Source organism: Herbaspirillum lusitanum, assembly GCF_046025995.1.
GTDB lineage: Bacteria > Pseudomonadota > Gammaproteobacteria > Burkholderiales > Burkholderiaceae_D > Herbaspirillum > Herbaspirillum lusitanum_A.
Genome location: NZ_JAQQFM010000007.1, coordinates 230,583 through 255,081, shown reverse-complemented (window position 1 = coordinate 255,081; position 24,499 = coordinate 230,583). Strand labels below are relative to the sequence as shown.

The 24,499-nt window shown below is 64.8% G+C and carries 21 protein-coding genes and 1 riboswitch; all 21 genes read right to left on the bottom strand.

The genetic code is table 11. The features are described 5' to 3' along the window. Nucleotides 1–7 precede the first annotated feature (7 nt). The 21 genes from cobD to PQR62_RS16930 all read right to left on the bottom strand — a co-directional run bounded on the left by cobD (nt 8) and on the right by PQR62_RS16930 (nt 24,485). Entirely contained in the window at nt 8–1,039 is a 1,032-nt protein-coding gene (cobD, locus tag PQR62_RS17030; protein WP_408159182.1) for a threonine-phosphate decarboxylase CobD, read from the bottom strand. Next, nucleotides 1,032–1,997, bottom strand: a complete 966-nt coding sequence (gene cbiB / locus PQR62_RS17025; protein WP_408159181.1) for an adenosylcobinamide-phosphate synthase CbiB — start codon at nt 1,995–1,997, stop codon at nt 1,032–1,034. The genes cobD and cbiB overlap by 8 nt, the downstream gene beginning before the upstream one ends. After that, entirely contained in the window at nt 1,991–2,593 is a 603-nt protein-coding gene (gene cobU / locus PQR62_RS17020; protein ID WP_408159180.1) for a bifunctional adenosylcobinamide kinase/adenosylcobinamide-phosphate guanylyltransferase, read from the bottom strand. The genes cbiB and cobU overlap by 7 nt, the downstream gene beginning before the upstream one ends. Beyond that, nucleotides 2,590–3,282, bottom strand: coding sequence for a 5,6-dimethylbenzimidazole synthase (bluB, locus tag PQR62_RS17015; RefSeq protein ID WP_408159179.1), 693 nt, complete (start codon nt 3,280–3,282; stop codon nt 2,590–2,592). Before bluB ends, cobU begins: the two co-directional genes overlap by 4 nt. Further along, on the bottom strand, nt 3,279–4,652 hold the full coding sequence (locus PQR62_RS17010) for a cobyrinic acid a,c-diamide synthase CobB (protein ID WP_408159178.1): 1,374 nt from the start codon (nt 4,650–4,652) through the stop codon (nt 3,279–3,281). Before PQR62_RS17010 ends, bluB begins: the two co-directional genes overlap by 4 nt. After that, nucleotides 4,652–5,254: a cob(I)yrinic acid a,c-diamide adenosyltransferase gene (cobO, locus tag PQR62_RS17005; RefSeq protein ID WP_408159177.1), complete on the bottom strand. Its 603-nt coding sequence runs from the start codon at nt 5,252–5,254 to the stop codon at nt 4,652–4,654. The genes PQR62_RS17010 and cobO overlap by 1 nt, the downstream gene beginning before the upstream one ends. 57 nt (nt 5,255–5,311) lie before the next feature. Next, a complete protein-coding gene (locus PQR62_RS17000; RefSeq protein WP_408159176.1) occupies nt 5,312–6,490 on the bottom strand; it encodes a CobW family GTP-binding protein in 1,179 nt (392 codons plus the stop codon). Nucleotides 6,491–6,500: 10 nt separating this feature from the next. After that, a complete protein-coding gene (cobJ, locus tag PQR62_RS16995; protein WP_408159175.1) occupies nt 6,501–8,165 on the bottom strand; it encodes a precorrin-3B C(17)-methyltransferase in 1,665 nt (554 codons plus the stop codon). A gap of 74 nt (nt 8,166–8,239) precedes the next feature. Beyond that, a complete protein-coding gene (locus PQR62_RS16990) occupies nt 8,240–9,076 on the bottom strand; it encodes a cobalamin biosynthesis protein (protein ID WP_408159174.1) in 837 nt (278 codons plus the stop codon). Further along, complete coding sequence (cobM, locus tag PQR62_RS16985; RefSeq protein ID WP_408159173.1) at nt 9,073–9,912, bottom strand: precorrin-4 C(11)-methyltransferase; 840 nt, start codon at nt 9,910–9,912, stop codon at nt 9,073–9,075. The genes PQR62_RS16990 and cobM overlap by 4 nt, the downstream gene beginning before the upstream one ends. Further along, nucleotides 9,909–10,670 carry a precorrin-2 C(20)-methyltransferase gene (gene cobI, locus PQR62_RS16980; RefSeq protein WP_408159172.1) on the bottom strand — a complete coding sequence of 254 codons (762 nt, stop codon included), beginning with the start codon at nt 10,668–10,670 and terminating at the stop codon, nt 9,909–9,911. Before cobI ends, cobM begins: the two co-directional genes overlap by 4 nt. After that, a complete protein-coding gene (gene cbiD, locus PQR62_RS16975; protein WP_408159171.1) occupies nt 10,667–11,971 on the bottom strand; it encodes a cobalt-precorrin-5B (C(1))-methyltransferase CbiD in 1,305 nt (434 codons plus the stop codon). Before cbiD ends, cobI begins: the two co-directional genes overlap by 4 nt. Continuing rightward, nucleotides 11,968–13,671 carry a precorrin-8X methylmutase gene (locus PQR62_RS16970; RefSeq protein WP_408159170.1) on the bottom strand — a complete coding sequence of 568 codons (1,704 nt, stop codon included), beginning with the start codon at nt 13,669–13,671 and terminating at the stop codon, nt 11,968–11,970. The genes cbiD and PQR62_RS16970 overlap by 4 nt, the downstream gene beginning before the upstream one ends. Then, complete coding sequence (locus PQR62_RS16965) at nt 13,656–14,378, bottom strand: cobalt-precorrin-7 (C(5))-methyltransferase (RefSeq protein WP_408159169.1); 723 nt, start codon at nt 14,376–14,378, stop codon at nt 13,656–13,658. Before PQR62_RS16965 ends, PQR62_RS16970 begins: the two co-directional genes overlap by 16 nt. Before the next feature lie 49 nt (nt 14,379–14,427). Then, nucleotides 14,428–16,545, bottom strand: a complete 2,118-nt coding sequence (locus PQR62_RS16960; RefSeq protein ID WP_408159168.1) for a putative cobaltochelatase — start codon at nt 16,543–16,545, stop codon at nt 14,428–14,430. Beyond that, nucleotides 16,542–20,840: a cobaltochelatase subunit CobN gene (locus PQR62_RS16955; RefSeq protein ID WP_408159167.1), complete on the bottom strand. Its 4,299-nt coding sequence runs from the start codon at nt 20,838–20,840 to the stop codon at nt 16,542–16,544. Before PQR62_RS16955 ends, PQR62_RS16960 begins: the two co-directional genes overlap by 4 nt. Beyond that, nucleotides 20,833–21,171, bottom strand: a complete 339-nt coding sequence (locus PQR62_RS16950) for a (2Fe-2S) ferredoxin domain-containing protein (RefSeq protein WP_408159166.1) — start codon at nt 21,169–21,171, stop codon at nt 20,833–20,835. The genes PQR62_RS16955 and PQR62_RS16950 overlap by 8 nt, the downstream gene beginning before the upstream one ends. Before the next feature lie 66 nt (nt 21,172–21,237). Beyond that, nucleotides 21,238–22,014, bottom strand: a complete 777-nt coding sequence (locus tag PQR62_RS16945) for a CbtA family protein (protein WP_408159165.1) — start codon at nt 22,012–22,014, stop codon at nt 21,238–21,240. A gap of 15 nt (nt 22,015–22,029) precedes the next feature. Beyond that, nucleotides 22,030–22,242, bottom strand: coding sequence for a CbtB domain-containing protein (locus tag PQR62_RS16940; RefSeq protein WP_408159164.1), 213 nt, complete (start codon nt 22,240–22,242; stop codon nt 22,030–22,032). A gap of 168 nt (nt 22,243–22,410) precedes the next feature. After that, nucleotides 22,411–22,674, bottom strand: a riboswitch (cobalamin riboswitch). Between the two features lie 257 nt (nt 22,675–22,931). Further along, nucleotides 22,932–23,426: a hypothetical protein gene (locus PQR62_RS16935; protein WP_408159163.1), complete on the bottom strand. Its 495-nt coding sequence runs from the start codon at nt 23,424–23,426 to the stop codon at nt 22,932–22,934. 537 nt (nt 23,427–23,963) lie between these two features. Then, nucleotides 23,964–24,485: a hypothetical protein gene (locus PQR62_RS16930; RefSeq protein WP_408159161.1), complete on the bottom strand. Its 522-nt coding sequence runs from the start codon at nt 24,483–24,485 to the stop codon at nt 23,964–23,966. Nucleotides 24,486–24,499: the final 14 nt, after the last annotated feature.

The following is a 24,499-nucleotide window of genomic DNA, read 5'->3' as shown; positions in this document are numbered from 1 at the left end:
ATTGCGCTCATGCCGGGCACCTTGCGAAGGCCTGCGCCAGCGCCTGCTCCAGCTTATGCCAGCCGGCTTCATCCGCGGGTAGCCCCAGCCGGATGCCGCCGGCGCCGCGCGTGAACAGGCGCACCCACACGCCCTGCTCTGCCATCGCCGCATGAAACTGCGCCGCCTGCGGCTGCAGCCACCATTGATACAGCGCGCTGCCGCTGCTATGCGCGCCGTGTTGACTCAGCATGGCTTGCAGACGTTCGCCGTCCTCCAGCAAACGGGCCCGCGTGCGCTGCTGCCAGTCCAGGTCGCGCAAGGCGCTCAACCCGATCTGCTGCGCCGGCCCGCTGACCGACCACGGCCCCAGCCATTCGGCCAGCTTGTCGAGGAGCTCTTCGTGCGCAGCGATAAAGCCCAGACGCACGCCGGCCAGACCGAAAAACTTGCCGACCGAGCGCAGCACGATCAGGCCGGCTTGCGCAGTATGCGCAGCCACGCTTTGCTGCGGCGTGGTGTCGCCGAAGGCTTCGTCCACCACCAGCCAGCCGCGGCTGCCATCGGCGGCCGTACGCGCCTGCAAGCGCTGCGCCCATTGCAGCAATTGCTGCGGCGCTACGCGGGCACCGGTCGGGTTGTTGGGATTGCAGACCACCAACACATCGCAGTCGTCCAGTTGTGCATCCAGCTCGGCATAGGCCACTTCACGCATGTCGTGCCCGGCCTGCGCCCAGCGATGCGCGTGCTCGGCATACGCCGGCGCCGCCACGATCACGCGCGAGGATCGACCGCCATTGGCCTGCAGACGCAATTGCGGCAAGGCCTGGATCGCAGCCTGCGTACCGGCCACGGCCAGCATGCGCGGTGCGCCGTAATAGGCGCAGGCCGCGGCCTCAAGTTCGGCGCTGTGCTCCGGCAAGCGATGCCAGGCATCGCCGGCCAGCAGCGGCGCCGGATACGGCTGCGGATTGATGCCGGTGGAAAGGTCCAGCCATTGTGCGCGCGGCCGGCCATACGCTGCGACCGCGTCATTCAGATTGCCGCCGTGTTCAAGCATGTAACAACTCCAGAATCGTAGCGATGAGCACCACCGCGGTCAGCCACAAGGCCGCGGTTTTGGCGACCAGCTTCCAGGCGCGCACGATGTCGCGCGCGGTAGCTTCGGCGCCGCTGCCCAAGGGCGGCCGATGCTCCACTTCGCCGTCGTATATCGCCGCGCCGCCCAGTTGCAGCTCCAGCGCGCCGGCCCCGGCCGACATCACCGGGCCGGCATTCGGGCTGCTCCAGGCCGGCGCCTGCGTACGCCAGCACTGGCGCGCCAGACGCCAGTTGCCGAGCAAGGCATAAGAAAACGCCGTCAGCCGCGCCGGCACCCAGTTCAGGACATCGTCGATGCGTGCGGCGGGACGACCGAACAGCAAAAAGCGCGGCGTGCGATAACCCCACATCGCATCCAGCGTGTTGGACAGGCGAAACAGCAAGGCGCCCGGGCCGCCCGCCATCAGAAACCAGAACAGTGTGCCGAACACCGCATCGTTACCGTTCTCCAGCATCGATTCGACCCCGGCCTTGGCCAGATCGGATGGCTCGGCGTTTTCGGTATCGCGGCTGACGATGTAGGAAGTCAGCGTGCGCGCCCGCGCCAGATCGCCGGCCAGCAAGGCGCGCGCAATCGGCAGGCAATGGTCGCGCAGACTGCGCAGACCGATACAGAAATACAGCAGCAGCGCATGCAACAGCAACGCCAGCGTCCACGGCAATTGCGCCAGCAGCCAGGCCGTCGCCAATGTCAGCGGCAATACCGCCAGCGCCCATGCCAGCAGGCCGCGCAACAGATCCTTGGCCCCCGCTTGCGCAGACTCCGGGTGCAGGTTGAGGCGTGCCTCCAGCCAGTTCGCCAGACGCCCGAAGCCGACCAGCGGATGCCAGCGTCGCGTTTCACCTAGCATCAGATCGAGCACCAGCCCCAGCGCCATCAGCGCAGCCAGCAGCGGCAGGCTCAGCTGACTCAGCACGGTGCGCCTTTCAGCGTCAGCGGCAGGCCGGCGGCCACCCATTGCACGCGCTCGGACCTCGCGGCCACCGCCTGATTCAGACGCCCGGCCTCATCCACGAACCAGCGCGAAATCGCGCCCTGCGGCACGATGCCCATGCCGACTTCATTCGACACCATGATCACCTCGCCGCGCGCCTGCGCCAGCGCGTCGAGAAAATCCGCACGTTGCTCGGCAAATGCGGCCGGCGGATCGACGCGGCCGATCTCCGGATACTCGCGCTCAATACCGTCGGCGAACAGCAGATTGGACAGCCACACGGTGAGGCAATCGATCAGCACCACCTTGTCTGCGCGGGTATGTTCACGCAACGCCGCGCCCAGATTCATCTTCTCTTCCAGCGTGCTCCAGTGCGCGCCATGCTGCGCACGCTGTTCGCGATGCAGGCGAATCCGCGCCGCCATTTCGGCGTCGCCTGCAGCGGCCGTGGCGATGTAGATCACCGGCTTGCCGGCGGCCTGCGCCAGCGCCTCGGCATGCGCGCTCTTGCCCGAGCGCGCGCCGCCGAAAACCAGCGTGCGCTGCGGCCGATCAGGATTGGCAATGTTCTGCGTCATGTTTCACCCAACTGATTCTTGTCCGCAGCCGGCTCGAAGGCTGCGCCCCAGCGATCCTGATACAGCAGATCAGACAAGGCCTGGCGCCGGGCCCAGGCCTGCTGTTCCAGCATCGGTTTTTCATAGAAGGCGGCCACATGGCCGAGGCAGATCACCGCCACCGGCTGCGCGCCGTCGGGCATATCGAGCAAAGTCGCCAGCGCACACGGGTCAAACAACGAAACCCAACCCATGCCCAGACCTTCGGCGCGCGCCGCCAGCCACATGTTCTGCAGCGCACAGGCCAGCGAAGCCAGATCCATCTGCGGCAGGGTGCGACGGCCGAACACATGTTCTTCGCGTCTATCCATCAGCGCCGCCACCAGCAGCTCGCCGCACTCGCGCACGCCTTCCACTTTCAAGCGCATGAATTCGTCTTCGCGCTGCTGCAAGGCCTGCGCCGTCAGCACGCGCTCCTGCTCGACCAGCGCGTGGATGCGCGTGCGCAATCCAGGATCGGCAATGCGGATGAAACGCCAGGGCTGCATGAAGCCGACGCTGGGCGCCAGATGCGCGGCCGCCAGCAGACGCTGCAACAACTCCGGCGCCACCGCGTCGGGCAGGAAATGGCGCATGTCGCGGCGCTCGGCGATGCTGCGATAGACGGCGTCGATTTCGGGCTGGCTGTAGCGATGCACGGCTTGCTTCATGATGGGAGGACGCCTCCGAACAGTTGCGCAGCGGTCCGTGGGGCCGATGCAAAATAGGCGTGCAGATAGCTTGCGCAGAGGCCGCGCAGGCGATACACCGCCTCGCCGGCCGAGGTATCGAACAGGCGCTGACCGGTGGCTGCCGGCGTCAGCGCGATGCTGCTGCGCGAGTAATGAAAAGTGTGACAGCGCAGTGCTTCTTGCCCGGCTTCGGGCAGACTGAAAGATTGATAACCGAGGCCTTGCAAACGCGTCTGCATCTCGGCCGTGCCGGGCAGCAGGCCGCACATTTCAGCCGTCTGGCCGTGCTTGTCGGTCAGCGAATTCAGCAAATAAAGCATGCCGCCGCATTCGGCGTAAATATGTTTTCCCGCTTCGAAATGCGCGCGCAGCGCAGCCTGCATCGCGCGATTGTCCTGCAGCGCCTGCAAATGCAATTCGGGATAGCCGCCCGGCAGATACACGGCATCGGCGTCCGGCACGGCGGCATCGCTCAGCGGCGAGAAAAAACGCAAGTGCGCGCCTTGTGCCTGCAACCAGTCCAGATTGGCCTGATAAATGAAGGAGAATGCGGCGTCGCGCGCGATGGCGATACTGCGGCCGGCCAGCAATCGGCCGGCGTCGGCTGGTGGGGGCATCGCATCAAAAGACAGAACTTCGGGCAATTGCGCCAGCGGTGTTTCCTGCAGTTGCGCGGCCAGCGCCGACAGGCGCAGATCCAGATCCGCCACTTCGGCGGCCGGCACCAGACCCAGATGCCGCTCAGGCAAGCTGAATTGCGCCTGACGCGGAATGCAGGCCAGCAAGGGCATGTGCGCGCTATCCATGCCCTGTTGCAGCATCTGCGCGTGACGCTCACTCCCTACGCCATTGGCCAGCACACCGGCAAAACTTAAACCGGGACGCGCACGATAACTCGCCAGGCCGTGCGCCAATGCCCCCATGCTTTGCGCCACGCCCGCCGCATTGATCACCAGCAGCACCGGCATCCCCAGCAAGGCCGCCAGATCGGCGCTGCAAGGCGCGCCGTCGTACAGGCCCATGACGCCCTCGATCAGGATCAGATCGGCCTCTTGCGCCGCCTGTTGCACCAGCGCGCGGCAATGTGCGGCGCCAGCCAGCCACAGATCGAGCTGATACACGGGATGGCCGCTGGCACGCTCCAGCACAGTCGGATCGAGAAAATCGGGGCCGGTCTTGAATACCCGCACGCGGCGTCCCTGCTCGCGATGCAGACGCGCAATGGCGGCAGTCACCGTGGTCTTGCCATGCCCGGAACCCGGCGCGCTGATGAACAGCGCCGGGCAGCGCCGGGCGCCGGACGGTTCTGCAGAAGATGCTGCAAGCGATGGCAAGGCCGGCGAGGACATCAGAACTCCACGCCCTTCTGCGCCTTCACGCCCTGCTCCTTGTAAGGATGCTTGAGCGGACGCATCTCGCTGACCAGATCGGCCTGCTCGATCAGCGCCTCCGGCGCATGTCGGCCGGTGATGACGATGTGCAGCATCTCGCGGCGGCCGGCGAAGGTTTTCAGTACCTCGTCCAGATCCAGATACTGGTATTTGAGAACGATGTTGAGCTCATCCAGTATCACCATGTCGTAGGACGGATCGGCGATCATGCGCCTGGCTTCTTCCCAGCCGCGCGCGGCGGTGCGCATGTCGGCGTCGCGATCCTGGGTATCCCAGGTGTAGCCTGCACCGACCACGTGAAAATCGCAGTTGGCATGGCCGCCGAGAATGTCGCGCTCGGCGCTGTGCAGCGCGCCCTTGATGAACTGCACCACGCCCAGCTTCATGCCATGCCCGAGGATGCGCAGGCCCATGCCGAAAGCGGCGCTGGATTTGCCCTTGCCGGTGCCGGTGTTGACGATCAGCAGGCCCTTCTCTTTTTGCGCGGCGGCCTTCTTCTTTTCAAAGCCTTCCTTGTGACGCTGGGTCATGCGCTTGTGCGATTCCGGATCGGTCTTCATCTGCATTCCTTGTGATGTTTCTGCCTGGGTATGTCGTTCATTGCTGCTCATTGCGCCTTACTGCCACTCCGTGCCGGTCATCTCGCTCAGCAAAGCCGCCACCTTGTTGCGGCTGGGGTGGTAGCCGATGAACACCAGCTCGGAAGCCGTGCCGCTCTGAGCGTCCTGATGCTCTTCCACGCTGTCCAGATTCACGCGCGCGCGCACGCCCTGCACCAGCAGCCGCCGCGCGCCTGCGCAGCGTACGAAACCCTTGGTGCGCAAGATGGGTTCGGCGCGCGCCGCTTCGGTCAATGCCAGCCGCAGGCGATCTTCGGTTTGTGGTGCGCGGCTGCGCAGCGTGAACGACAACCAGCCCGGATCCTGCTCATGAAAATGCTTGTGCGTACTCAGGCCATGGCTGTGCGCAGCCAGGCCGGAATGGCTGTGTCCGTTGAACAGGCGCTGATCGGCCAGGACGGAAGCTTGCGGCCCCGGCATGCGCGGCAACGGCGTGTAGCTGTGCTGATGCGTACCCTGCGAGGCCTGATGCAGACGCAGGCCCAGCGCCAGCCGGATATCCAGCTGCGCCTCGTAAGCCAGCTCCAGAAAGCGCACATTCGGGGCGCACTCGCGTACCCGCGTTTCGGCTTGCAGCAACTGATCTTCTTGCAGTGCATCGATCTTGTTCAGCACCACCACGTCGGCAAATTCCAGCTGCTGCGCAAACATGGCGGCCACGGCCTGACCGGCGGTGGGCGGCGCATCGGCCCCCAATACGTCGACATCACCGAAGTCGCCGGCCAGCATCAGCGGCGTATCGACCACCGCCAGCGTGGCGTCGAGAATGAAATGAGGCGCCAGCACATCGCTTTGCAAGGCTTCCATCACCGCCGTCGGCAAGGCCAGCCCCGAGGTCTCGATCAGCACGTGATCGATCTGCGCGCGGCGCGCGGCAATCGCCAGCATGGCCGGCACGAAATGCTCGTCGTCGCCGTAAGCGATCAGCCCGTAAGGGAAATCCTGAATCTGCACCACCGTCTTTGCCCGGGCGCCATCCGGCGTCGCCCGCAACAGGTCGCCGTCGATCGCCACCTCGCCGAACTCATTGATCAGCAAGGCCAGCCGGCGCGCCTGCCGCTTCTGCACCAGACCGCGCAACAAGGTGGTCTTGCCGGCGCCGAGAAAGCCGGTCACCACCGTCACCGGGATCGGCGGCCGCGCGTACAGCTTGTCATCGGGGGTGTTGATACTCATCGCCCTGTCCTCAGCGTGCCAGCCATGCTTCGATGCAGTGCTGGGCCTGCCCGAAGTCCTGCGCCAGATGCGGATAGTCCAGCGGCGGGCGCTGCACCGTCAGCAGCGCAATACCCAGCGCGCGCGCGGCATCGGCCTTGGCGCGATAGCCGCCGGCGGCGCCGGAATCCTTGGTGACCACGCAATCGATCTGCCAGTCCTGCCACAAGGCCTGATTGAAGGCTTGCGAAAACGGCCCCTGCATGGCGCAGATGCGATCACGGGGCACGCCCAGATCGAGCGCGCGCTGGATGAACTCAGGCTCGGCCGTGACGCGCACGAACCATTCGCAGTGTTCCGCGCCCGGCGCACGCAGGAAGCCGGCCAGATCCTTGGAGCCGGTCGCCAGAAAGATGCGGCGGCCGCGCGCCATGGCCTGGGTGGCGGCATCCTCCATCGAGGCGCACAGCACTTGCCCGGGATCGGCGACAGCAGAGGATGGCAATTCGCTGGCGCGTTCATAGCGCAGATAGGGAATGCCCAGTTCCTGCGACAGCGCCATCAGTTGCTGCGACATCTGGGTCGCAAACGGATGGGTCGCATCCAGCAGCACGCGCGCCCCGCTGCGCGCCAGCGCCTGCCGCCGCGCTTCCACGCCCTGACGCCCGGCCCAGACGGTAACGCCCGGACAATCCTGCTGCGCCAGCTCACCGCCGTATTCGGTGGCAGCGGACACCACCACCGGAATGGCCGGCAATTGCGCGGCAAGCTGGGCCGCCAGTGCATTACCGTCGCTGGTGCCGGAAAACACCCAGACCGCGCCGGCCGGCAAATCATCGACGGACCCGGCCAGTCTGGCGTCGTTGCCGGCCTTGCCGGCATTGACCGTAAGCTGCGACGCAGCCTCCGGCGAGCGCCAGTCGTTATAACCGCGCGGCGTGAAAATGAAGCCGCGCTTTCTTTGCGTGAAGCGATTGCCGATGACGATGCTGGTCAGCATGTCGAACTGCAGGCCCGGCAATTCGTCGAGCCGGTGTATCGAGACATTCTGGCCCGGCCGATAGGCATTGCGCACCACGCCGCACAGCGTATGCGGGGCCTTGTGCTCCAGCATCAAACTGAGGATGCGGTACACGCCCTCTTGCCGGCCGGCGCTTTGCACGTTGTACAGCACCGCCGCCAGATCGGCCTGCGCGATGTGGCTGGCGCGCTGTTCTATCCACTCCCAGGGGCACAGCAGATTGGACAGGCTGAGCGTGGCGAAATCATGCGACAGCGGCGAACCCAGCAGCGAGGCGCAGGCATTGGCCGAGGTCACTCCGGGGATGACATTGACCTGGTAGGTATCGTCTTCCGCCATCTCGTCGAAGGCCAGGGCCGCCATCGCATAGATGCCGATGTCGCCGCTGGAGATCAGCGCCACACGCTTGCCGGCGCGCGCCTGCGCAATCGCCAGCAAGGCGCGTTCGCGTTCCTGCGTCAGCGGCGGCGTGTGAATTTCCTTGCCTTCGATATGCGGCGCGATCCAGCGCAGATACAACTCGTAGGCCACGATCACTTCACTGTCGCGCAGCGCCTCGACCGCGCGCGGCACGATCAGATCGTCGAAGCCGGGGCCGACCGAGACCAGATTCAACACGCCGGTCCTTATATGCGTGGTGGTTTGTGGTGCGCCATGCTGGCTGATTTCATTCATGCTTCATCATTTCTTGGTCAATACTGCTTTTGTCATTCGTCGTCGCTTGCTCACGATGAGCCGGGCGCTGCCGATCAGTCCTCAGATGCATCCCACTCCGCGCGGTCTTCGACGATTGCCACGGTCACGCCATCCAGCGCGGTCTTCTGCAGCAGCAGACGGCCACGCGGACTGGCGATCAGCGCGCAGGGCTCGCACACGCCATCGACACCGACGTTCTTGCGCACCCACTCCGAGGGCTGCGTGACCCAGCCGCGCGCGGCCACGTTGGCGCTGGCAATCACCCGCAAGGGCAAATCATGCGCACTGCAAAATGCCAGCAGACCGGCTTCGTCGGCCTTGAGATCGATGGTCGCGACCTCGCGCACCTGCTGCAGTCCCTGCATGCCGCCCAGCTGCAGCGCATGGTGCACGGCCTCGCTCACCTGCTGCGCACTGACGCCGCGCCGGCAGCCAATGCCCAGCGTCAGCGGCTTCAGCGCTTCCGTCGCAGTGGTCACCACCGGCTGCGCGCCGGTGATGTTGGCGATGCGATAGGCCAGCAGATTGGCGCCGCCTTCGTGCCCGGCCAGCAGCGAGATGGCGAAGCGTCCTGCCTCGTCCAGCACCACCAGCGCCGGATCGCTGCGCTTGTCCTGCGGCAGGCCGTCCAGAAAACGCACCGCGATGCCGCTGGCGGCGATCATGATCCATTGCCGGTGGCGGCGATACACGAGGGCAAACTGCTCGCGCTGCGACGGCACTGCTTGCGCCGTGTCGGCTTGCGCTTGCTGATCGCCCGTCTGCAGCCATGGCCGGTAGATGACGCCGCCCAGTGCCGTCTGCAAGCGCAGGCCCAGCGCTTCGCTGTCGGCGCGCACCAGCCAGATGCCGGGAGCGTCGCCTGCGGGCGATGGCAGGATCACGCTCATGACTGTGCAGCGCCCTTGTCGGCACCATCTGCTTCAGCCAACTCAACCTCTTCAGCCAACTCAGCGCCGCCCTTGTTCTTCTTCACCACGCGGAACAGGTGGGTGAAGTCCTTGGAGTACAGGCTGGATTCGGCCAATTGCTCCTTGTCCAGCGCCGCACCGACCAGCATCATGGTGGTCAGATTCCATTCTCCGCGCTTGTTCTCGTCCAGCACCTTGTCCAGCGTGCCCTGATAGATGCGCTGCTCCGGCCAGCTGGCGCGATACACCAGCGTCACCGGTGTCTGCGGCGGGTAATGCAGCAGCAGATCGTTGACGATCTTTTTCAGATGCGGGCCCGACAAAAAGATGCACATGGTGGAGCGATGCTGCGCCAGCTCGGCGATGGCTTCCGACTCCGGCACCGCCGAAGCGCGGCCCGAGACGCGCGTCAGAATCACCGTCTGCGACACTTCCGGCTTGGTCAGCTCGGCCGCCACCGCCGCCGCCGCCGCCGTGAACGAAGACACGCCGGGCACCACTTCATAGGCGATGCCCAGCGCATCCAGGCGACGCATCTGCTCGGCGGTGGCGCCGTAAATCGCCGGATCGCCCGAGTGCAGTCGCACCACGTCGATACCGGCCGCCTGCGCGCGCTGATAGCAGGCTTGCTGCTGCTCCAGATCAAGCTGGGCGGTGTCGATCAGCTCGGCGCCGGGCTTGCAATGTTCCAGCATGGCGGTCGGCACCAGCGAGCCGGCATACAGCACCATGTCGACCTGGCCCAGCAGGCGCGCACCGCGCAAGGTGATCAGATCAGGAGCGCCGGGACCGGCGCCGACAAAATAAACCTTCATGGCTGATGCCTCTTTTCAATTGCGTTCTTGCGGATCAGCAGCGTCGCCAGATAGCCGCTGGCCTGCTCCGCATCCAGTTGTGCCAGTCCCGACTGCAGCACCTCGCCGGGCAAGCCGATGCGGCGTGCAAAAGCACAGTGGGCGGCGATGCCCATCTCGTTCAGCAAGGCCAGCACCCAGGACAGACGCTCGCCGACCTTCATCAGCACCACGATGTCATGCGTCTCGATCTCGCGCCGCAGTTCCGTCGCTTCATCCGGGCACGGCAGAATCAGGGTGCGCTCCTTGCCGACGCCCAGCGGCCAGTGCAAGGCCGCCGCTGCTGCCGCGTAGCTGGTGATGCCGGGGAAGGTCTTGCACACGCAGGCCGGCAACAGATCGCGCACTGCCGCCAGCACATAGCCGTAGGTCGAGTAGGTCAGCGTGTCGCCGATGGTGAGATAGGCCAGCGCTTTGCCGGCCTGCAACTCTGCCGCCAGTTCCTGCGCCAGTCCGGCGTAGTGGCTGCGCAGCACGTCGCGATCCGGATCCATGTTGAACTCGATTTCGCGCAGACGGCTGCAGTCGAAGTCTATGCCTTCCAGACATTGCAAGGCCACCGACTGCGCGGCGCCCCGCGCACGCGGCAGGTAAATCACATCGGCCGCGCGCAAGGCGGCCAGCGCCGCCAACGGCAGATAGGCCGCCGGCCCGGGGCCGACGCCGATGCCGGTGAGCGTGCCCAGGCCCGGCTTGGCAGTGGTTTCAATTACGGTCATTCAACATCCTCTTCATTCGTCCCGGCAGCATCTTCAGCTGCTGCCGCTGCATTCAGTTTCATTGCCGCCGCGCTCTCGGCGCCCAGCAAAGCGCCATCCAGATCGAACAGCCTCACTTCGACCCTGTCCACATTCGGCAGGCGTTGCTGCGCCAGCGCGGCGATGCGCTGCTCGATCTCCAGCCACAGCGCGCGCGAGCGTTCGGCGCTCTCGGCGCGCACCTGATCGATGATCGCTTCGACCGTGTTGGCGGCACGCATGGCATCCAGCGTCGCCGCATCGAACAGCGCCTGACCTGCCGCATCGCGCAGCGCTGCCGCCACCTCGGCGACGCCGCCCATGGCCATATTGCTCTTGCCGGAATGCGTGTCCCAGCTGCCGTCCAGCACCTTGGCCAGCTTGCCGGGATGCCCCGCCAGCCACAGCACCGGCAGCCGACGCGCCTGCTCCTGCAGCGCCTGCTGCGTGAAGTCCAGCGCATCGCCCAGAAAATTGGCGATCTGCACGCTGCGCTTGTCCGGCAGGCCAAGCACCGAGGACACGAAAGTACGTCCGATCTTGCCCGGCAGATAAGCCACACCCTCCTGCACCTCCCTGCAATCGGCCAGCGCCACGCGGATATACACTTCTATCGACGCAATCCAGGATGCCATCGACATCGGTTCGACGATGCCCGAGGTGCCGAGTATCGAAATGCCGCCGACGATGCCCAGACGCGGATTGAACGTCTTCTTCGCGATGATTTCGCCGTCGCGGCAACCCACTGCGATATCGAAGCCCTGCTCCAGCCACGCCATCTGAGCAGCCCCATCGGCGTCTTTTTGCAAGGGCAGCAGTTCCAGCAAGACTTCGCTCACCGCCTGCCGCATCATCTTGCGCGGCACCGGGTTGATCGCCGGTTCGCCCACGGCCACCCGCAAGCCCGGTAAGGTCGCGATGCCGACGCCTTGCGCTGCGATAAAGCGCAATTGTCCGCTGTCATTGCGCCGCAGCTCTGCGAAGATGGTGGCGCCGTGCGTGTTGTCCGGATCGTCGCCGCCGTCCTTCAATACCTCGGCGCGCACCATACCATCGCCGACTGCTTCGACACCCTGAATCGGCACCAGCAAAAAATGCAGCCCGTCAGGCAGGCTGACCTCGGTCTGTTCCACCCACATGCCGCCCAACAGCAAATACAAGGCCGCGCGCACCGCCGCCGTGGCGCAACTGCCAGTACTACGGCCACGTCGCAGACCGTTGGGCGCCAGCACGTTCAGGTCGTACTCGGCGCGCTGCAAGTCGCTGCCGGCGGCGCTGTTCACTGAGCAACTCCGGACGGCAAACCACCCATGTTTTGTTCGGCGGCCGACTCGATCTCATCGGCGATGCCGTTGACGGCGTCGATCATCAAGGCATTCACCACGCTGGCGGCCCAGGGCGAACCGCCGCGCGTGCCGGCATTGGTGATGCGCGGCACCTGCAGGCAACGTTTCAGATCATCCTTGCTTTCGCGCGTGCCGACGAAACCGACCGGCAGGCCGATCACCAGTTGCGGCCGCCAGCCGTGTTCGCGTATCAGTCGCGTGGCTTCGGTGATCGCAGTCGGCGCATCACCGATGGCCAGCACCATGTCGTTGCCGAACTTCTGCCAGGCGCGCCGGATGCCCGCGGCCGAACGCGTGATCTGCTGGGTCTGCGACATCAGATGCGATTCTGGATCGTGCACGCCGCACCAGGTTTCGATGCCGAGCTGCTCCAGCAGCGCGCGCTTGAGCCCGGTCTGCACCATGGTGACGTCGGTCACCACCCGCTTGCAGCGCAGCAGCGCACGCATGCCGGACGCCACCGCGCCGCCGGAAAAATAGATTTCATCGGCCACGGCAAAATCGCCGCTGGTATGCACCAGGCGCTGCAGGATAGTCAGATGCGCCGGCGGAAACGGCGCCCAGTCGCGACCGGCAGCGATGATCTCGAAGCTTTCCTTCTCGATAGGATGCGGCACGTAGCGGCCGCTGTCAGGAGTGGGTGCTGCAACCGCCTGAACTGCTGCCGCACCAGCGTTCTCCTTGGCCAGCAGATTGCGCACCTGCAAATGATGTGCGCGCTGCGGCTCGCCTACTTGCTGCTCGAAGCCGACGATCTGCACCCGGTATTTGCACAGGCTGCAATTCATCGCGGCGCGCCCTTCAAAGGCTTCGCGCGCGCGCTCCAGCATGACGTCGGCGACATGCGCGTGCACGCCGAGATAGCCGGCCGATAAAACTTCCACGCCCTGATGTTCTTCGCGCAGACGCTGTTGCAATTCCTCGGCCGCGGCATAGATGCGCTTGACCAGCACGCCGTCGAACAGGAAGAACGGCAGCACGATCAGCCGCGCATAACCTTGCTGCGCGGCCGCGCGCAAGCCGTCGGACACCAGCGGCCGGGCGGTGCCGGAATAGCAGACCTGCACGCCGCCGAAACCCATGCCTTCTTCCAGCATGCGCGCCAGTTTGGAAATTTCGCTGTTGGCGTCGGGGTCGGTGGTGCCGCGCCCCACCAGCACCAGACAGGTTTCGTCGCGGCGCACCAGCACCGCCGATTGCGCCTCGGCTTCCACCACGCGCTGCTGCGCCAGTTGCAGCAACAGCGGATGCAGATCCATGGGCGCGCCGAAATGGAAATCGACAGCGGGATAAGTCTTCGCCAGCGCCAGCAATTCGGCCGGCATGTCGTTCTTGGCATGACGCGCGCCCAGCAGGACGCCGGGCACCACCACGATGCGCCGTGCGCCTTGCGCCACTTCGGCGGCTGCGGCCTCAGCGATGGTCGGTGCCGCAAATTCCAGGTAACCGTGACTCACCGGGCGAGCGCCGGCACGTGCACGCACCAGTTGCACCAGCGCCTCGAATTCGCGCAAGGCATCCGGATCACGGCTGCCGTGGCCGGCAATCACGATGCTGTAGCTGTCCGGCTGGCTGGCGATGCCGCTCAGGCTGACCGCCGTAGCGCCTGCGGCTGGCGAATTTAACCCGGCTGCCATGCGCCCTCCTTGTGCGTTGGCTCGATCTGGCTGGCCATCGGTGCGCGGGTACGGATCAGCATGATGCTCATGTCGCTGAACTCCTGGTCGGCGCAATCTGCCAGCGTGCCATGCCATTCAGCTTCGCTGCGGGTCAGGTTTTCCCACACTTCGGTCGGATGATCGGGCGCGACGCCTTGCTGCAGCAGATACGCGGCGATGTGGCGCGGCATGAAAGAACGCGCGGCATCCCAGGGACAAGGAATCACGATGGCGTTGCGGCCGTCGTTGAGCACGTGTACCAGATGGCGCTTGAACGGTTCCAGATCGCCGCGACGATGGAAGGTGATGAAGGTGGTTTCGTCGAAACAGACCTTGGCGCGCGAGGCCAGAATCTGCGCCGAGGAAATGCCCGGCAAGGTTTCCACCGCATGGCCGCAGGCGCGCTCGACGCGCTCCAGATACTGGAAGCCGCTGAAGTGAATATCGCCCATGAACACCACTACACAGCGCTTGCCGGCATGGTGTGCGGCGGCCACGATATCGAGTTTTTCGACCTGATCGCGATAGCCCATCAGCACGACCTCGGCGCTTTCCGGGATCAGGCTCTGCACCACGTCCACCACGGCATTGAAGCCGGCCACGACGTCGGCGTTGCGGATCAGTTCGGCCCCGCGCATGGTCAGGTAAGCGACATCGCCTGGTCCGGCGCCGATGCATATGATCATTTTATTTCCTTGAATTCTGTTGATGGTTTGAACGGCAGGAGCGCTGCGCTTATTTGCCCAGCTGGCTGCGCACCGTCAGCGCCAGCGACTCTGCGCTCAGTTGTTCCAGTGTCAGGTATTGCGCGCCCATGGCCTCCGCCAGTTGCGCCGCGCGCCCCAGCCGCAGATAACCGGCTTCGGTATCCAGCACCAGCGCCGGCACGCCCTGCGCACCGATGCGTTGCGCCAGCGCCTGCGTCTGCCGCCAGGGATCGGCATCGCTGCCGCCCAGTTCGCCACAGGCGACGTTGGCCTTGCCGTCGCTCAGCAATACCAGCAAAGGCGGCGCGTCGTTGGCGGCGGCCTGCTGCAAGGTCTCCAGCGCCAGCGCCAAAGCATGCGGCAAGGGCGTGCGACCGCCGGTCGGCAGCTCGCGCAGGCCCTGCTCGGCCAGATCGACGCTGCGCGTAGGCGCCAGCAGCAACTCGGCGCGTTCGCCCCGGAAGGCAATCACGGCCACCTGATCGCGCCTCTGATAAACGTCGGTCAGCAAGGCCAGCACCGCGCCCTTGACCGCCTCCATACGACGCTGCGCCGCCATCGAGCCGGAGGCGTCGACCACGAACAGGATCAGATTGGCGCTCTTGCCGGCCCGCACCTGACGATGCAGATCAGTGCGCGCCACTTCGATATGGCCGCTCTCATTGAGGTCGCCGTTGAGCGCGCTGCGCACCACGGCGCTGCGCAGCGTGGCGCCCACGGCCAGCCGATCCGGATTGCTGTCCGGCACGGCGCGCACCATGCTGCCGCGCGCGACGTCGTGCACGCTGCTGCGACGACCGGCATGCGCCGTCTGTGCGGCGATGCTCTGCTGCGCGCTGTCGACGCTGATCTTGCGCACCGTGCCTGGCGCGACGGCGGCGAACACCTGAGTTCCTGCTGCGGCGTCGGAGTCATCCTGTTGCACTGCGGGCTGCTGCTCTCCTGAGCCTTCGCCGGTGTCCTGTTCCTGCTGATTTTGCTGATTTTGTGTGGGCGGTTGCGGCGGCGGCGCTTCGCCTTGCTCTTGCTGATTCTGCTGAGTCTGCTGCTCCTGCATCAGCTCATCCAGCTTGTCCTGATCCAGCCCCGGTTGCTCGAAGGGCTTGCGGCGGCGGCGATGCGGCAGCACCAGTTGGGCGGCATCGCGGATGTCGTCCGGCGTCACCTGATCGCGGCCGGCCAGCGCCGCGAAGGCGCGCGCGGTCTTGTGCATCACGATGTCGGCACGCAGACTGGCGACTTCGAATTCGCAGCACAGATGGCTGATCAGATCCAGCATGGCGTCGCTCAGCACCACCTGCGGCAGACGCTGCTGGGCGTCGGCAATACGCTGCTGCAGGGCTTGCTGTTCAAGCTGCCAGTACTGCGCATACGCCGGCGGATCGGCCTCGAAGGCGATGCGGCGGCGCACGACTTCAGCCCGCACTTTCTTGTCCTGCGGCGCGGTGACTTCCACCATCAGGCCGAAACGGTCCAGCAGTTGCGGACGCAGATCGCCCTCTTCCAGATTCATGGTGCCGATCAGCGTGAAGCGCGCCGGATGGGTCACCGACAGGCCTTCGCGCTGCACCGAGTTGACGCCCATGGCGGCCACGTCCAGCAGCACATCGACCAGATGATCGGCCAGCAGATTGACTTCATCGATATACAGAATGCCGCGATGCGCAGACGCCAGCAGCCCAGGCTGAAATGCGCGCTGCGCGCCCTGCAAGGCGCGTTGCAGATCGAGCGTGCCGAGTACGCGGTCTTCGGTGGCACCCAGCGGCAGCGTGACGAAAGGCACGGCAGCCGGATGCGCTGCCGGCTGTTGCGGATGGCAGATTTCGCAGGCGGCAGCCGGCTTGCCCGGCAGGCAGTTGAAGGCGCAGCCCGGCACCCGTGCAATGGCCGGCAATACCTGCGCCAGCCCGCGTGCGGCGGTGCTTTTGGCGGTGCCCTTGTCGCCCCGTATCAGCACGCCGCCGATGCCGGGATCGACCGCACACAGCAGCAGCGCCGACTTCAGCAGCGGCTGGCCGACGATGGCCGAAAACGGAAACACCGGCGTGGCGTCGGCCGCAGCAAGAGACGCCGCAACAGACGCCGCAAGAGACGCCGCAAGAGAGTCAGCCTGAGCTTGGGCTAAGGGATTCAGTGAATTCATCATGCGCCGCGCGGGGTTTCGCCGCGCGCCTCCAGCAGGGTTTCGCTGTGCAGATACAGTTCGCGCAGGCGCTCCAGCGTCTGCGCATCGGGTTGCGCCCACATGCCGCGATGCGCGGCTTCCAGCAAGCGCTCGGCGATCGCATTCTGGGCCCAGGGGTTGGCCTGCTCCAGAAACTCGCGCATGCCGGCATCGAAGGCGTACACCTCGGCCAGTTGCTGATACATCCAGTCGTCCATCACCTGTGCGGTGGCGTCGTAGCCGAACAGATAATCGACGGTGGCGGTCAGCTCCAGACCGCCCTTGTAGCCGTGGCGCTGAATCCCGGCCAGCCATTTCGGATTGACCACGCGCGAGCGGAACACGCGCAGCGTCTCCTGCTTCAGATCGCGCACCTGGGCGCGGGAAGGGTCGTGGCTGTCGCCGAAATAATGGCGCGGCTGCTGCCCGCTCAAGGCGCGGATGGTGGCGATCATGCCGCCGTGATATTGCAGATAGTCGTCGCTGTCGAAGATGTCGTGTTCGCGATTGTCCTGATTGTGCAAGGCCACCTGCACGCCCGCCAGGCGCGTGCGGAATGCCTCGCGCTGGTCGCTGCCCTGCGCCTTGCGGCCATAGGCATAGCCGCCCCAGTTGACGTAGGCCTCGGCAAAATCGGTCTGATCCTGCCAGTTCTTTTCCTGAATCAGCGGCAGGATGCCGGCGCCGTAGCTGCCCGGCTTGGCGCCGAACACACGATAACCGGCGCGCTCTTCGGCCTCGCCTTGCGCAGTCCCTGCCGCCAGCCATTGCGCCAGATCGGCCTGATAGTGCTTGCGCACGAAATTGTCTTGCGGCGCTTCATCGAGCGCGATCACGGCTTGCACGGCGTCGTCGATGAGCTCGATCAGCTGCGGGAAGGCGTCGCGGAAAAATCCGCTGATGCGCGTGGTGACGTCGATGCGCGGTCTTTGCAGTTCGCTCATCGGCACCACCTCGATACCTGCCACTTGCCGGCTGCCTTCGCGCCACACCGGACGCACGCCCAGCAGCGACAGAATCTGCGCAACGTCGTCGCCGTGGGTGCGCATGGCGCTGGTGCCCCAGATGCTGATGGCGACACTTTCCGGGTAAGCGCCGGTTTCGCGCAAATGGCGTTGCAGCACCTCGCGCGCCAGTTGCTGACCGACGCGCCAGGCCGATTGCGAAGGCACCGCGCGCGGATCGACCGAATAGAAATTGCGGCCGGTCGGCAGAATGTGCGCCATGCCCCGCGTCGGCGAGCCGCTCGGGCCGGCCGGCACATAGCCCCCGCTCAGGCCATGCAGCAGATTGCCGATCTCGTCGCTGGCGCGGCGCAGATTCGGCTCCAGCTGCACGCAGACGAATTCGAGGATGCGCAGCAGCGGTTTGAAATCGGGCGTCTTCGCCACGACGGGTGCCGCCGGCGCGGTGGATGGTGCAGAGACAGCCGAGATTGCCGGCGCTGCCGAACGGCGTGCCAGACCTGCAACTGCGGCAGTCGCCGCCGGCTTGCCGCCGAACAGCGAGGCCGGTGCGCGGCGCACGGTCGGTTGCAGACGGGCGCTTTGTTCCGCCGGCGCCTGCTGCAAGCCGGTGAAGGCATGCGCCACGATTTCTTCCAGCGTCGCCACCGAGAAACCATGCTCCTGCACCGCGCGCATCAGCGTCAGACCGAGTTCATCGATGGCTTCCAGCGCATCGGAACGGGTGACGATGGTTTTGCCGCTCACGCGCTGCAAGGCATCGTCGATGTTCAGACGCCGGCCCTTGTCGTCCAGCAGCATGGCGATGCGCAGGCCGAACAGGCGCGCGATCTCTTCCTGCAGACCGGGCAGATCCTGATTCGGCAAGCGCGTCAGCGCCGCCAGCATGTCGGGCATCTGGGTTTCATCCGGCGTGCGGCCGAGGATGTGCAGGCCGTCGCGAATCTGCGCCGCGCCGAGTTCGCACAGATAGCCGTCGAGGTCTTCAATCAGGTGCGCCACCGCCGAGCCGTCCATCTCGCTCAGGCCATGCGGCAGTTCGCCTTCGTGCGCATGATCGTGGTCGTGATGATCGTGGCCGTGGTCGTGACCATGCCCATGATCATGGTGAGCGTGGCCGTGATGGTCATGAGCGTGATGCGCGTGTCCATGCTCATGTTCATGGCCGTGCTCGTGACCATGTTCGTGATCGTGCGTGTGACTCACCAGGCTCAGTTGCAAATCGCTATCCAGATTGGTCTGGCGCACCAGTTCCCAGATCTGTTGCTGCAGCAGCGGCAGCTTGGACGGATCGAGAATCTCGACCTGGTAATACTCATCCACCAGTTGCGTCAGCTGGGCCAAGGCACCATAAGTATCGGCAGTCGTCATCGGCGGGGTCAGGTGATCGACCACCACCGCGTGACCACGCCGCTTGGCCTGCGCGCCCTCGCCCGGATCATTGATGATGAAGGGATAGAACAGCGGCATGTCGGCCAGCAGCGCATCCGGGAAACAATCCTGCGACAGACCGACGCCCTTGCCCGGCAGCCATTCCAGCGTGCCGTGTTTGCCGACGTGGACGATGGCGTCGGCGCCCCAGTCGTCGGCCAGCCAGCGGTACAGCGCATAGTAATGATGGGTGGGAGGCAGATCGGGCTGATGATAGATGGCGTCGGGGTCCATGCCGTAGCCGCGCGGCGGTTGCAGCGCGACGAAGGCATTGCCCAGATTCAGCCCGGCCAGCACCAGATGCTGGTCGTGCACATAGGCCTCGCCCGGGGCCTCCCCCCATTGACGGCGCATCTTGTCCTGCAGCGTGGGCGGCAGATCGGCGAACCATTCTGCATAGCGCGCGGCCGGCACGCGAGCAGCGGCGTTGTTCAGTTGCTCGCTGCTGAGGTAGATGTCGTCATAGGAGCAACGGTCGATCAGTTCATGAATCAGTGCGCTGCCGCTGTCGGGCGTCTCGCCGATCACGTAGCCGGCGCGCTGCAGCGCCTGCAATAACAGCAGCAGCGAAGCCGGTGCATCGAGGCCGACTGCATTGCCGATCTGCGAGGCCTTGCTGTTGGAATTGGTGAAGATGAAGGCGATGCGTTTTTTCTCGTTCGGCACCTGGCGCAGTCGCGCCTGCCGCCAGGCCAGGCCGGCAATGCGCCGCACCCGGTCGGGCAAGCTGCGGTATTCGACCGCGCCGCCGGCCGACGGCAGTTTGAACGACAGCGGCACGCCGATGATGCGGCCGTCGAATTCCGGCAGCACCACGTTCATCGCGGCATCGAGCGGGTTCATGCCGCGCGAGGATTCGCGCCATTGCGCTTCGGTCATGCCGCTGGTCATGGCCTGCAACACCGGCACGTCCAGCTGCTCCAGCACCGACACCGACCAGCCGGCCGGCGTGATGCCGCCGGCGGTGATTTCGCCCATGGCAAACGAGGTGGTGTTGATCAGCACATCGACGTGCGGTCTGAATTGCCCGGCGGCGTCCGCCGCGCCGAAGTATTGCAGGGCCGGCGGCAAGGCCTTTTTGGCCTGACTGCCGGTGCCGGACTCCTCGCCGCTTCCCTTGCGCAGGGAAGAAGTGAACACCGGCAGCACGTCCATGCCGCGTTGCTCCAGCGCAGAGATCAGGGCGTCGATGAAATGCGTATTGCCGCTCATCCAGTGCGCGCGATAGAACACGATGCCGGCCGCCGGTCGCCCGGGGCGGCGCAGTTGCAGCCACTCGGCGACGCCGTCGCCCTGCTCCAGATCGGGATGGTAGACGCCATGCTCGGGCAAGGCTTGCGGCGCATCGAAAGTAAAACCGCTGAACAGCAGATGGTCCGACAGATAACGCATCAGCTGCGCCAGATTGACGCTGCCGCCGGCATGAAAATAGGCCAGCGCCTGCTGCTGAATTTCCGGACGCACGGTGGACACCGCCGCCAGTTCGGCATCGGGTTCGCCGGCGCCGCTCAGCACGATCAGATGCCGCCCTTCATGGCGCGCCACGCGCAGCAGCTCGGCGAAACCGGGTACGCTGCCGAGTCGCCCCAGCACCCGCACCACGATGACGTCCGCCGCCTGCAGACTGCCGCGCAGCAGCGCTTGCAGGCCACCTGGCGCCGCCGCATCGGCTTCATCCTGCTGTTCCTTTTCGGCTGCAGCCTGCTGCAGACTTTGCAGATCGAAACCGGCAATGCGCGGAAAGTCTTCAGGCAGCAGATTGACCGCGTGCTGCAGCATCGCCAGATCGGACGGCGCGTGACTCAGCAAGGCCATGCGCGGCAAAGCACGCGCAGACGCGACGCCCGCGCCGGATTCGGCGACCGGCAATTGATCAGACATCAGGAGCATCCTCGGTAAGCACGTCGCCGGAACCAAGGCGGTGAAAAATCAGGTCGGTGACTTCGCGTCCGTGTTCGAGATGCTCGACCACGACGCGTTCGATGGCAGCGGCGTCTTCACAGCGATACCAGACGCCTTCGGGATAGACCACCACCACCGGCGCCTGCGCCTTGCAGGCCACCATGCAGTGCGTGCGGGTGCGCTTGACGCGCAATTCGGGACGCGCATCGATCTGTTCGCCCAGCACGGCAAACATGGCCTCGGCCAGCACGCCGTCCTCGGTGCAGCGCGGGCCGGTGCACATCAGCACATGCCGATTGTGTGTTCTCATCGATGGTCCTTCAGCGCGCCGGCGCCGGCTGAACACAGACCGGCAAACAGCGCGCGCCTGAGATGTTCAGGCAAATTTTTTGTAAAAGAAACCGGTCAGGCCGCCCAGCACCAGCCAGAAAAACGCATTGGCGATGGCGGTGGCGTGGATGAAGGCCTGCGCCAGTTCGGCCGGTGCCGCGCCGCCGTGCATCTCGGGCTGCGGCGCGCCGATCAGGTGCGGCACCACCAGCAACACGGCGCCGGCCAGCTTCCACCACCAGGCGCGGGCATACACGATCAGGCCGAGGCCGCCGGCGGTCAGACCGGCGGTCATCACCCACCACAGCTGGCGCGCATGCAAAGGCGCCGCCATGGTGCCGGGCACTTCGGGCGGCAAGCCCAGCGAAGGCGCAACGAAGAACACCAGATAACCGGCCACGCCCCACAGCAAACCGCTGCGCCAGCCGACCTGACGGCCGCTGACGGCAATCGCCGCCACCAGCATCAGGGCAAAACCGACTGCCATGCTGACGTTGGCCAGCACGGTGTAACCGGTGCGCTCGACGCCGTTGGCCGGCTCCCATTCGTCGCCGCCGTGCTCATGCTCATGTTCGGCCACTGCAGCGCTAGTGGATGCAGCGGGCATTTCCGCCGAGGGCGCAGTGGTTGCAGCTGTTGCCGACTCAGGCGCCGCAGCATGCTCGTGGCTGTGCTCATGCTGCTCGGCCGCCTGCTCGTAGACTTCAGCTTGCAAAATGATCTTGCTGACTTGCAATTGCTGTACGCCGGTCAGGGCCACGCCCGAAAGCACGCCGGCAATGACTACCGCCGACGCCATGCGCCGGAATACTGTCCAGTTCATTGAAAAATCCCCGCGTCAGTGGCAGGGAAAGCCGGCCGAATGGCGGCCATCGTGCGCAGCATTGTGCAGCTCGACCTTGGAGGCGAAACCGGCGCCATAGATCAGCGCGGCGCCCAGGGCGAATGCCAGCAGCGAAGGCGCAATGCGGTCGCGCCAGACGCTGGCGGCCGGGATAGTCGTGGAAGAAGCAATCTTGTCGCTTACGCCGGAGCCGGATACGGACGCCATCGTGTGTTCCTTTGGAAAGAAGTCTGAAACAGATGCATGCAACGCGGCGGCCAGGCAGCTGATTGGCTGAACCTGAGCTGCGCGCAGCCGTAGAAGATCAGGACGCGCGCGAGGAAATCAATTCGGGATTGCTGAAGCAGTCCATCCGATCGCCCTCCGCGATGCAAACTTAAGAGTCGCCTTGAGGCCGGTCTCCGGGCTGGCAAGTTGACAGACTTTCAATGAAGCCAGTCCGGATTCGCGCCTTCCCATGTCTGCACACAGTGGCGTACTGCAAATCCTGCACTTGCTTACCGTTGCGGGGGCAGCGCCGGCATTGAGTCGCAGACCAATCGTACGGCTTTCGCTCATCGACTTATCGCGCTCGCACCGGTTTCCCGTTTAAATCCGACGCCCGATCGCGCGCCGGATACCTGAGGCAATGCTATGCCGCGCAGTATAGGGGCGCGAGCCGAAACTTGCAAGGAAGCACAGCCGGAACGAAAAAGAAGATTATCAGTACAGATGCGGCTTTGCGGCCGATTTCAGGAAAACTGCAAAGAAAGGATGGGCCTAGATTTGCGCGTTGACGAGGCGGAATACGCTCACCTCTGAAGAGTGGTGCCGAAGAGCGGTGCGTTGAACGACGAAGAGCGTGCGCGATGAAAAACCCACTTGCATGCGAGCAATAAAAATGAAAGTTCCGGCATTCAGTCGCCCTGGGTATGATCCACCGGGTCGCTGGCCGGAAAGGTCTGCGCCAGCGCATCGTCCATCTTTTTATCAGCGACGCGCTCCTGCCGCTGCTCTTCCTGATGCGCCCTATCCACTTTTTCTTCCTGAGCCCGCTCGACCGAGGCGCGCTGCACCGCCAGCTCCTTGGCGTCGGCATCCACGATCTCCTTGCCGATTTCGTTGTCGGAAGACACTTGCTTCACATAAGGCGCGCGTGCGCTCTTGCTGCGGGCAGCACGCTTGCCCGGCGCGTTATCGGAGGTAGCGTCAGCCTCGGGTGGAGACTCGGAAGAATCCGCCTCTGAACCACCGAGCTGCTCAGCGGACATTGCCGGGCCGGCCTCGCCCGACAAGAGGTCGGGATCGTTCTGCACAGGCAATTGATCGCCTTCGATCGCATCAGCGCCAGCTGATTCCGACAGGCCAATGACTGCGGAATTTGCTTCAGGGTCCGAATAAATATAAGGCATGACTACCTCCTGTTGCACCGAGCATTGCCCGCATTGCCCGTAGAGGCGAAAGCGCGGCGCAGTTGTGGAACATCTGCCATCTGCCATCTTGCCCTGCCGCCAGCACTCTCGCAAATCAGTGGGCATGCATGCGTATGGGCTTGTCTGAAGGACGCGGATTGAGAGGCGGATCCTCGATCGGAATCGGATCGTCGTCCGGCAACTCAGGTGGCGGCATATGCGGGTCGGGCGCAGGCGGCGTTTCTTGCGGGGTGTGCAAGGAATAGATCAAAGTGTGCCCTCCATGAAAAGTGAAATCCAGTGCTTGCCTGATGCGGCAAACTCAGCGCCTGAGTCAGTTCAGCCGGCTCACTTCCGGATGCTGATGCGGAATGGGTTCTTGCGGCGGAGTCGGATCAAGCGGCGGCACTTCCAGTGGCGGCACGTCCTGCGGTTTATGCATCTGGTACATGTGAACTCTCCTGGTATGACGCCCAGCGGCGCCGAATTCTGCGGCATGTCTTATCTCAATGTTCACTGCAGTCGCCAAAACCAACCTCAGCGCTCAGGCTCTTTACGCTCGCCGCGCTCTTGTTCTGCATCGGACGAAGGCAGCAAGCCGTCATCGATGCTGGACCAGGGATCTTCGCTGCCATCCGGCTCGACCACCAGAAATTCGCCGGTCTCGATGACCGGCAGCTTCTTTTTTTCTGCGGCTTGGATTTCTCGCTGAACTTGCATTTCCAATTCTTCTCCCGTGATGTGCCTGATATCGGTTCTGTCATCGGCGTCATGCAACTCGCCTGCTGCGTCGCGGTGCTGCGGCGGTCGCAACAAAGCCGCCACCGGCGCCGAATTCGATGGTGCCTGCGATGAGGTCTGATTGCTCATGTGAATTCTCCGTGGTTGCGGCAACCCAACCCCGGTTGGGCCGGCGCTGCCTGTGCCTGATTGTCCGCATGTATCTCGCGCCTTGATGCCTGCTTCATCGCTCCGCCGCCAGCCAATACGATTCCAGATGAGCTTGTGCAGAACTTGTCTTGATGTTACGAACTCGGAGGGGTGAACGAAGCAGGACATCGGCCTATTCCGAT

Excerpts from the sequence above, each read along its gene's own strand:
- cobD (WP_408159182.1), bottom strand. The coding sequence starts at position 1,039 with ATGCTTGAACACGGCGGCAATCTGAATGACGCGGTCGCAGCGTATGGC.
- cobU (WP_408159180.1), bottom strand. The coding sequence starts at position 2,593 with ATGACGCAGAACATTGCCAATCCTGATCGGCCGCAGCGCACGCTGGTT.
- bluB (WP_408159179.1), bottom strand. The coding sequence starts at position 3,282 with ATGAAGCAAGCCGTGCATCGCTACAGCCAGCCCGAAATCGACGCCGTC.
- PQR62_RS17010 (WP_408159178.1), bottom strand. The coding sequence starts at position 4,652 with ATGTCCTCGCCGGCCTTGCCATCGCTTGCAGCATCTTCTGCAGAACCG.
- cobO (WP_408159177.1), bottom strand. The coding sequence starts at position 5,254 with ATGAAGACCGATCCGGAATCGCACAAGCGCATGACCCAGCGTCACAAG.
- PQR62_RS17000 (WP_408159176.1), bottom strand. The coding sequence starts at position 6,490 with ATGAGTATCAACACCCCCGATGACAAGCTGTACGCGCGGCCGCCGATC.
- cobJ (WP_408159175.1), bottom strand. The coding sequence starts at position 8,165 with ATGAATGAAATCAGCCAGCATGGCGCACCACAAACCACCACGCATATA.
- PQR62_RS16990 (WP_408159174.1), bottom strand. The coding sequence starts at position 9,076 with ATGAGCGTGATCCTGCCATCGCCCGCAGGCGACGCTCCCGGCATCTGG.
- cobM (WP_408159173.1), bottom strand. The coding sequence starts at position 9,912 with ATGAAGGTTTATTTTGTCGGCGCCGGTCCCGGCGCTCCTGATCTGATC.
- cobI (WP_408159172.1), bottom strand. The coding sequence starts at position 10,670 with ATGACCGTAATTGAAACCACTGCCAAGCCGGGCCTGGGCACGCTCACC.
- PQR62_RS16970 (WP_408159170.1), bottom strand. The coding sequence starts at position 13,671 with ATGGCAGCCGGGTTAAATTCGCCAGCCGCAGGCGCTACGGCGGTCAGC.
- PQR62_RS16965 (WP_408159169.1), bottom strand. The coding sequence starts at position 14,378 with ATGATCATATGCATCGGCGCCGGACCAGGCGATGTCGCTTACCTGACC.
- PQR62_RS16960 (WP_408159168.1), bottom strand. The coding sequence starts at position 16,545 with ATGATGAATTCACTGAATCCCTTAGCCCAAGCTCAGGCTGACTCTCTT.
- PQR62_RS16955 (WP_408159167.1), bottom strand. The coding sequence starts at position 20,840 with ATGTCTGATCAATTGCCGGTCGCCGAATCCGGCGCGGGCGTCGCGTCT.
- PQR62_RS16950 (WP_408159166.1), bottom strand. The coding sequence starts at position 21,171 with ATGAGAACACACAATCGGCATGTGCTGATGTGCACCGGCCCGCGCTGC.
- PQR62_RS16945 (WP_408159165.1), bottom strand. The coding sequence starts at position 22,014 with ATGAACTGGACAGTATTCCGGCGCATGGCGTCGGCGGTAGTCATTGCC.
- PQR62_RS16940 (WP_408159164.1), bottom strand. The coding sequence starts at position 22,242 with ATGGCGTCCGTATCCGGCTCCGGCGTAAGCGACAAGATTGCTTCTTCC.
- PQR62_RS16935 (WP_408159163.1), bottom strand. The coding sequence starts at position 23,426 with ATGCCTTATATTTATTCGGACCCTGAAGCAAATTCCGCAGTCATTGGC.
- PQR62_RS16930 (WP_408159161.1), bottom strand. The coding sequence starts at position 24,485 with ATGTCCTGCTTCGTTCACCCCTCCGAGTTCGTAACATCAAGACAAGTT.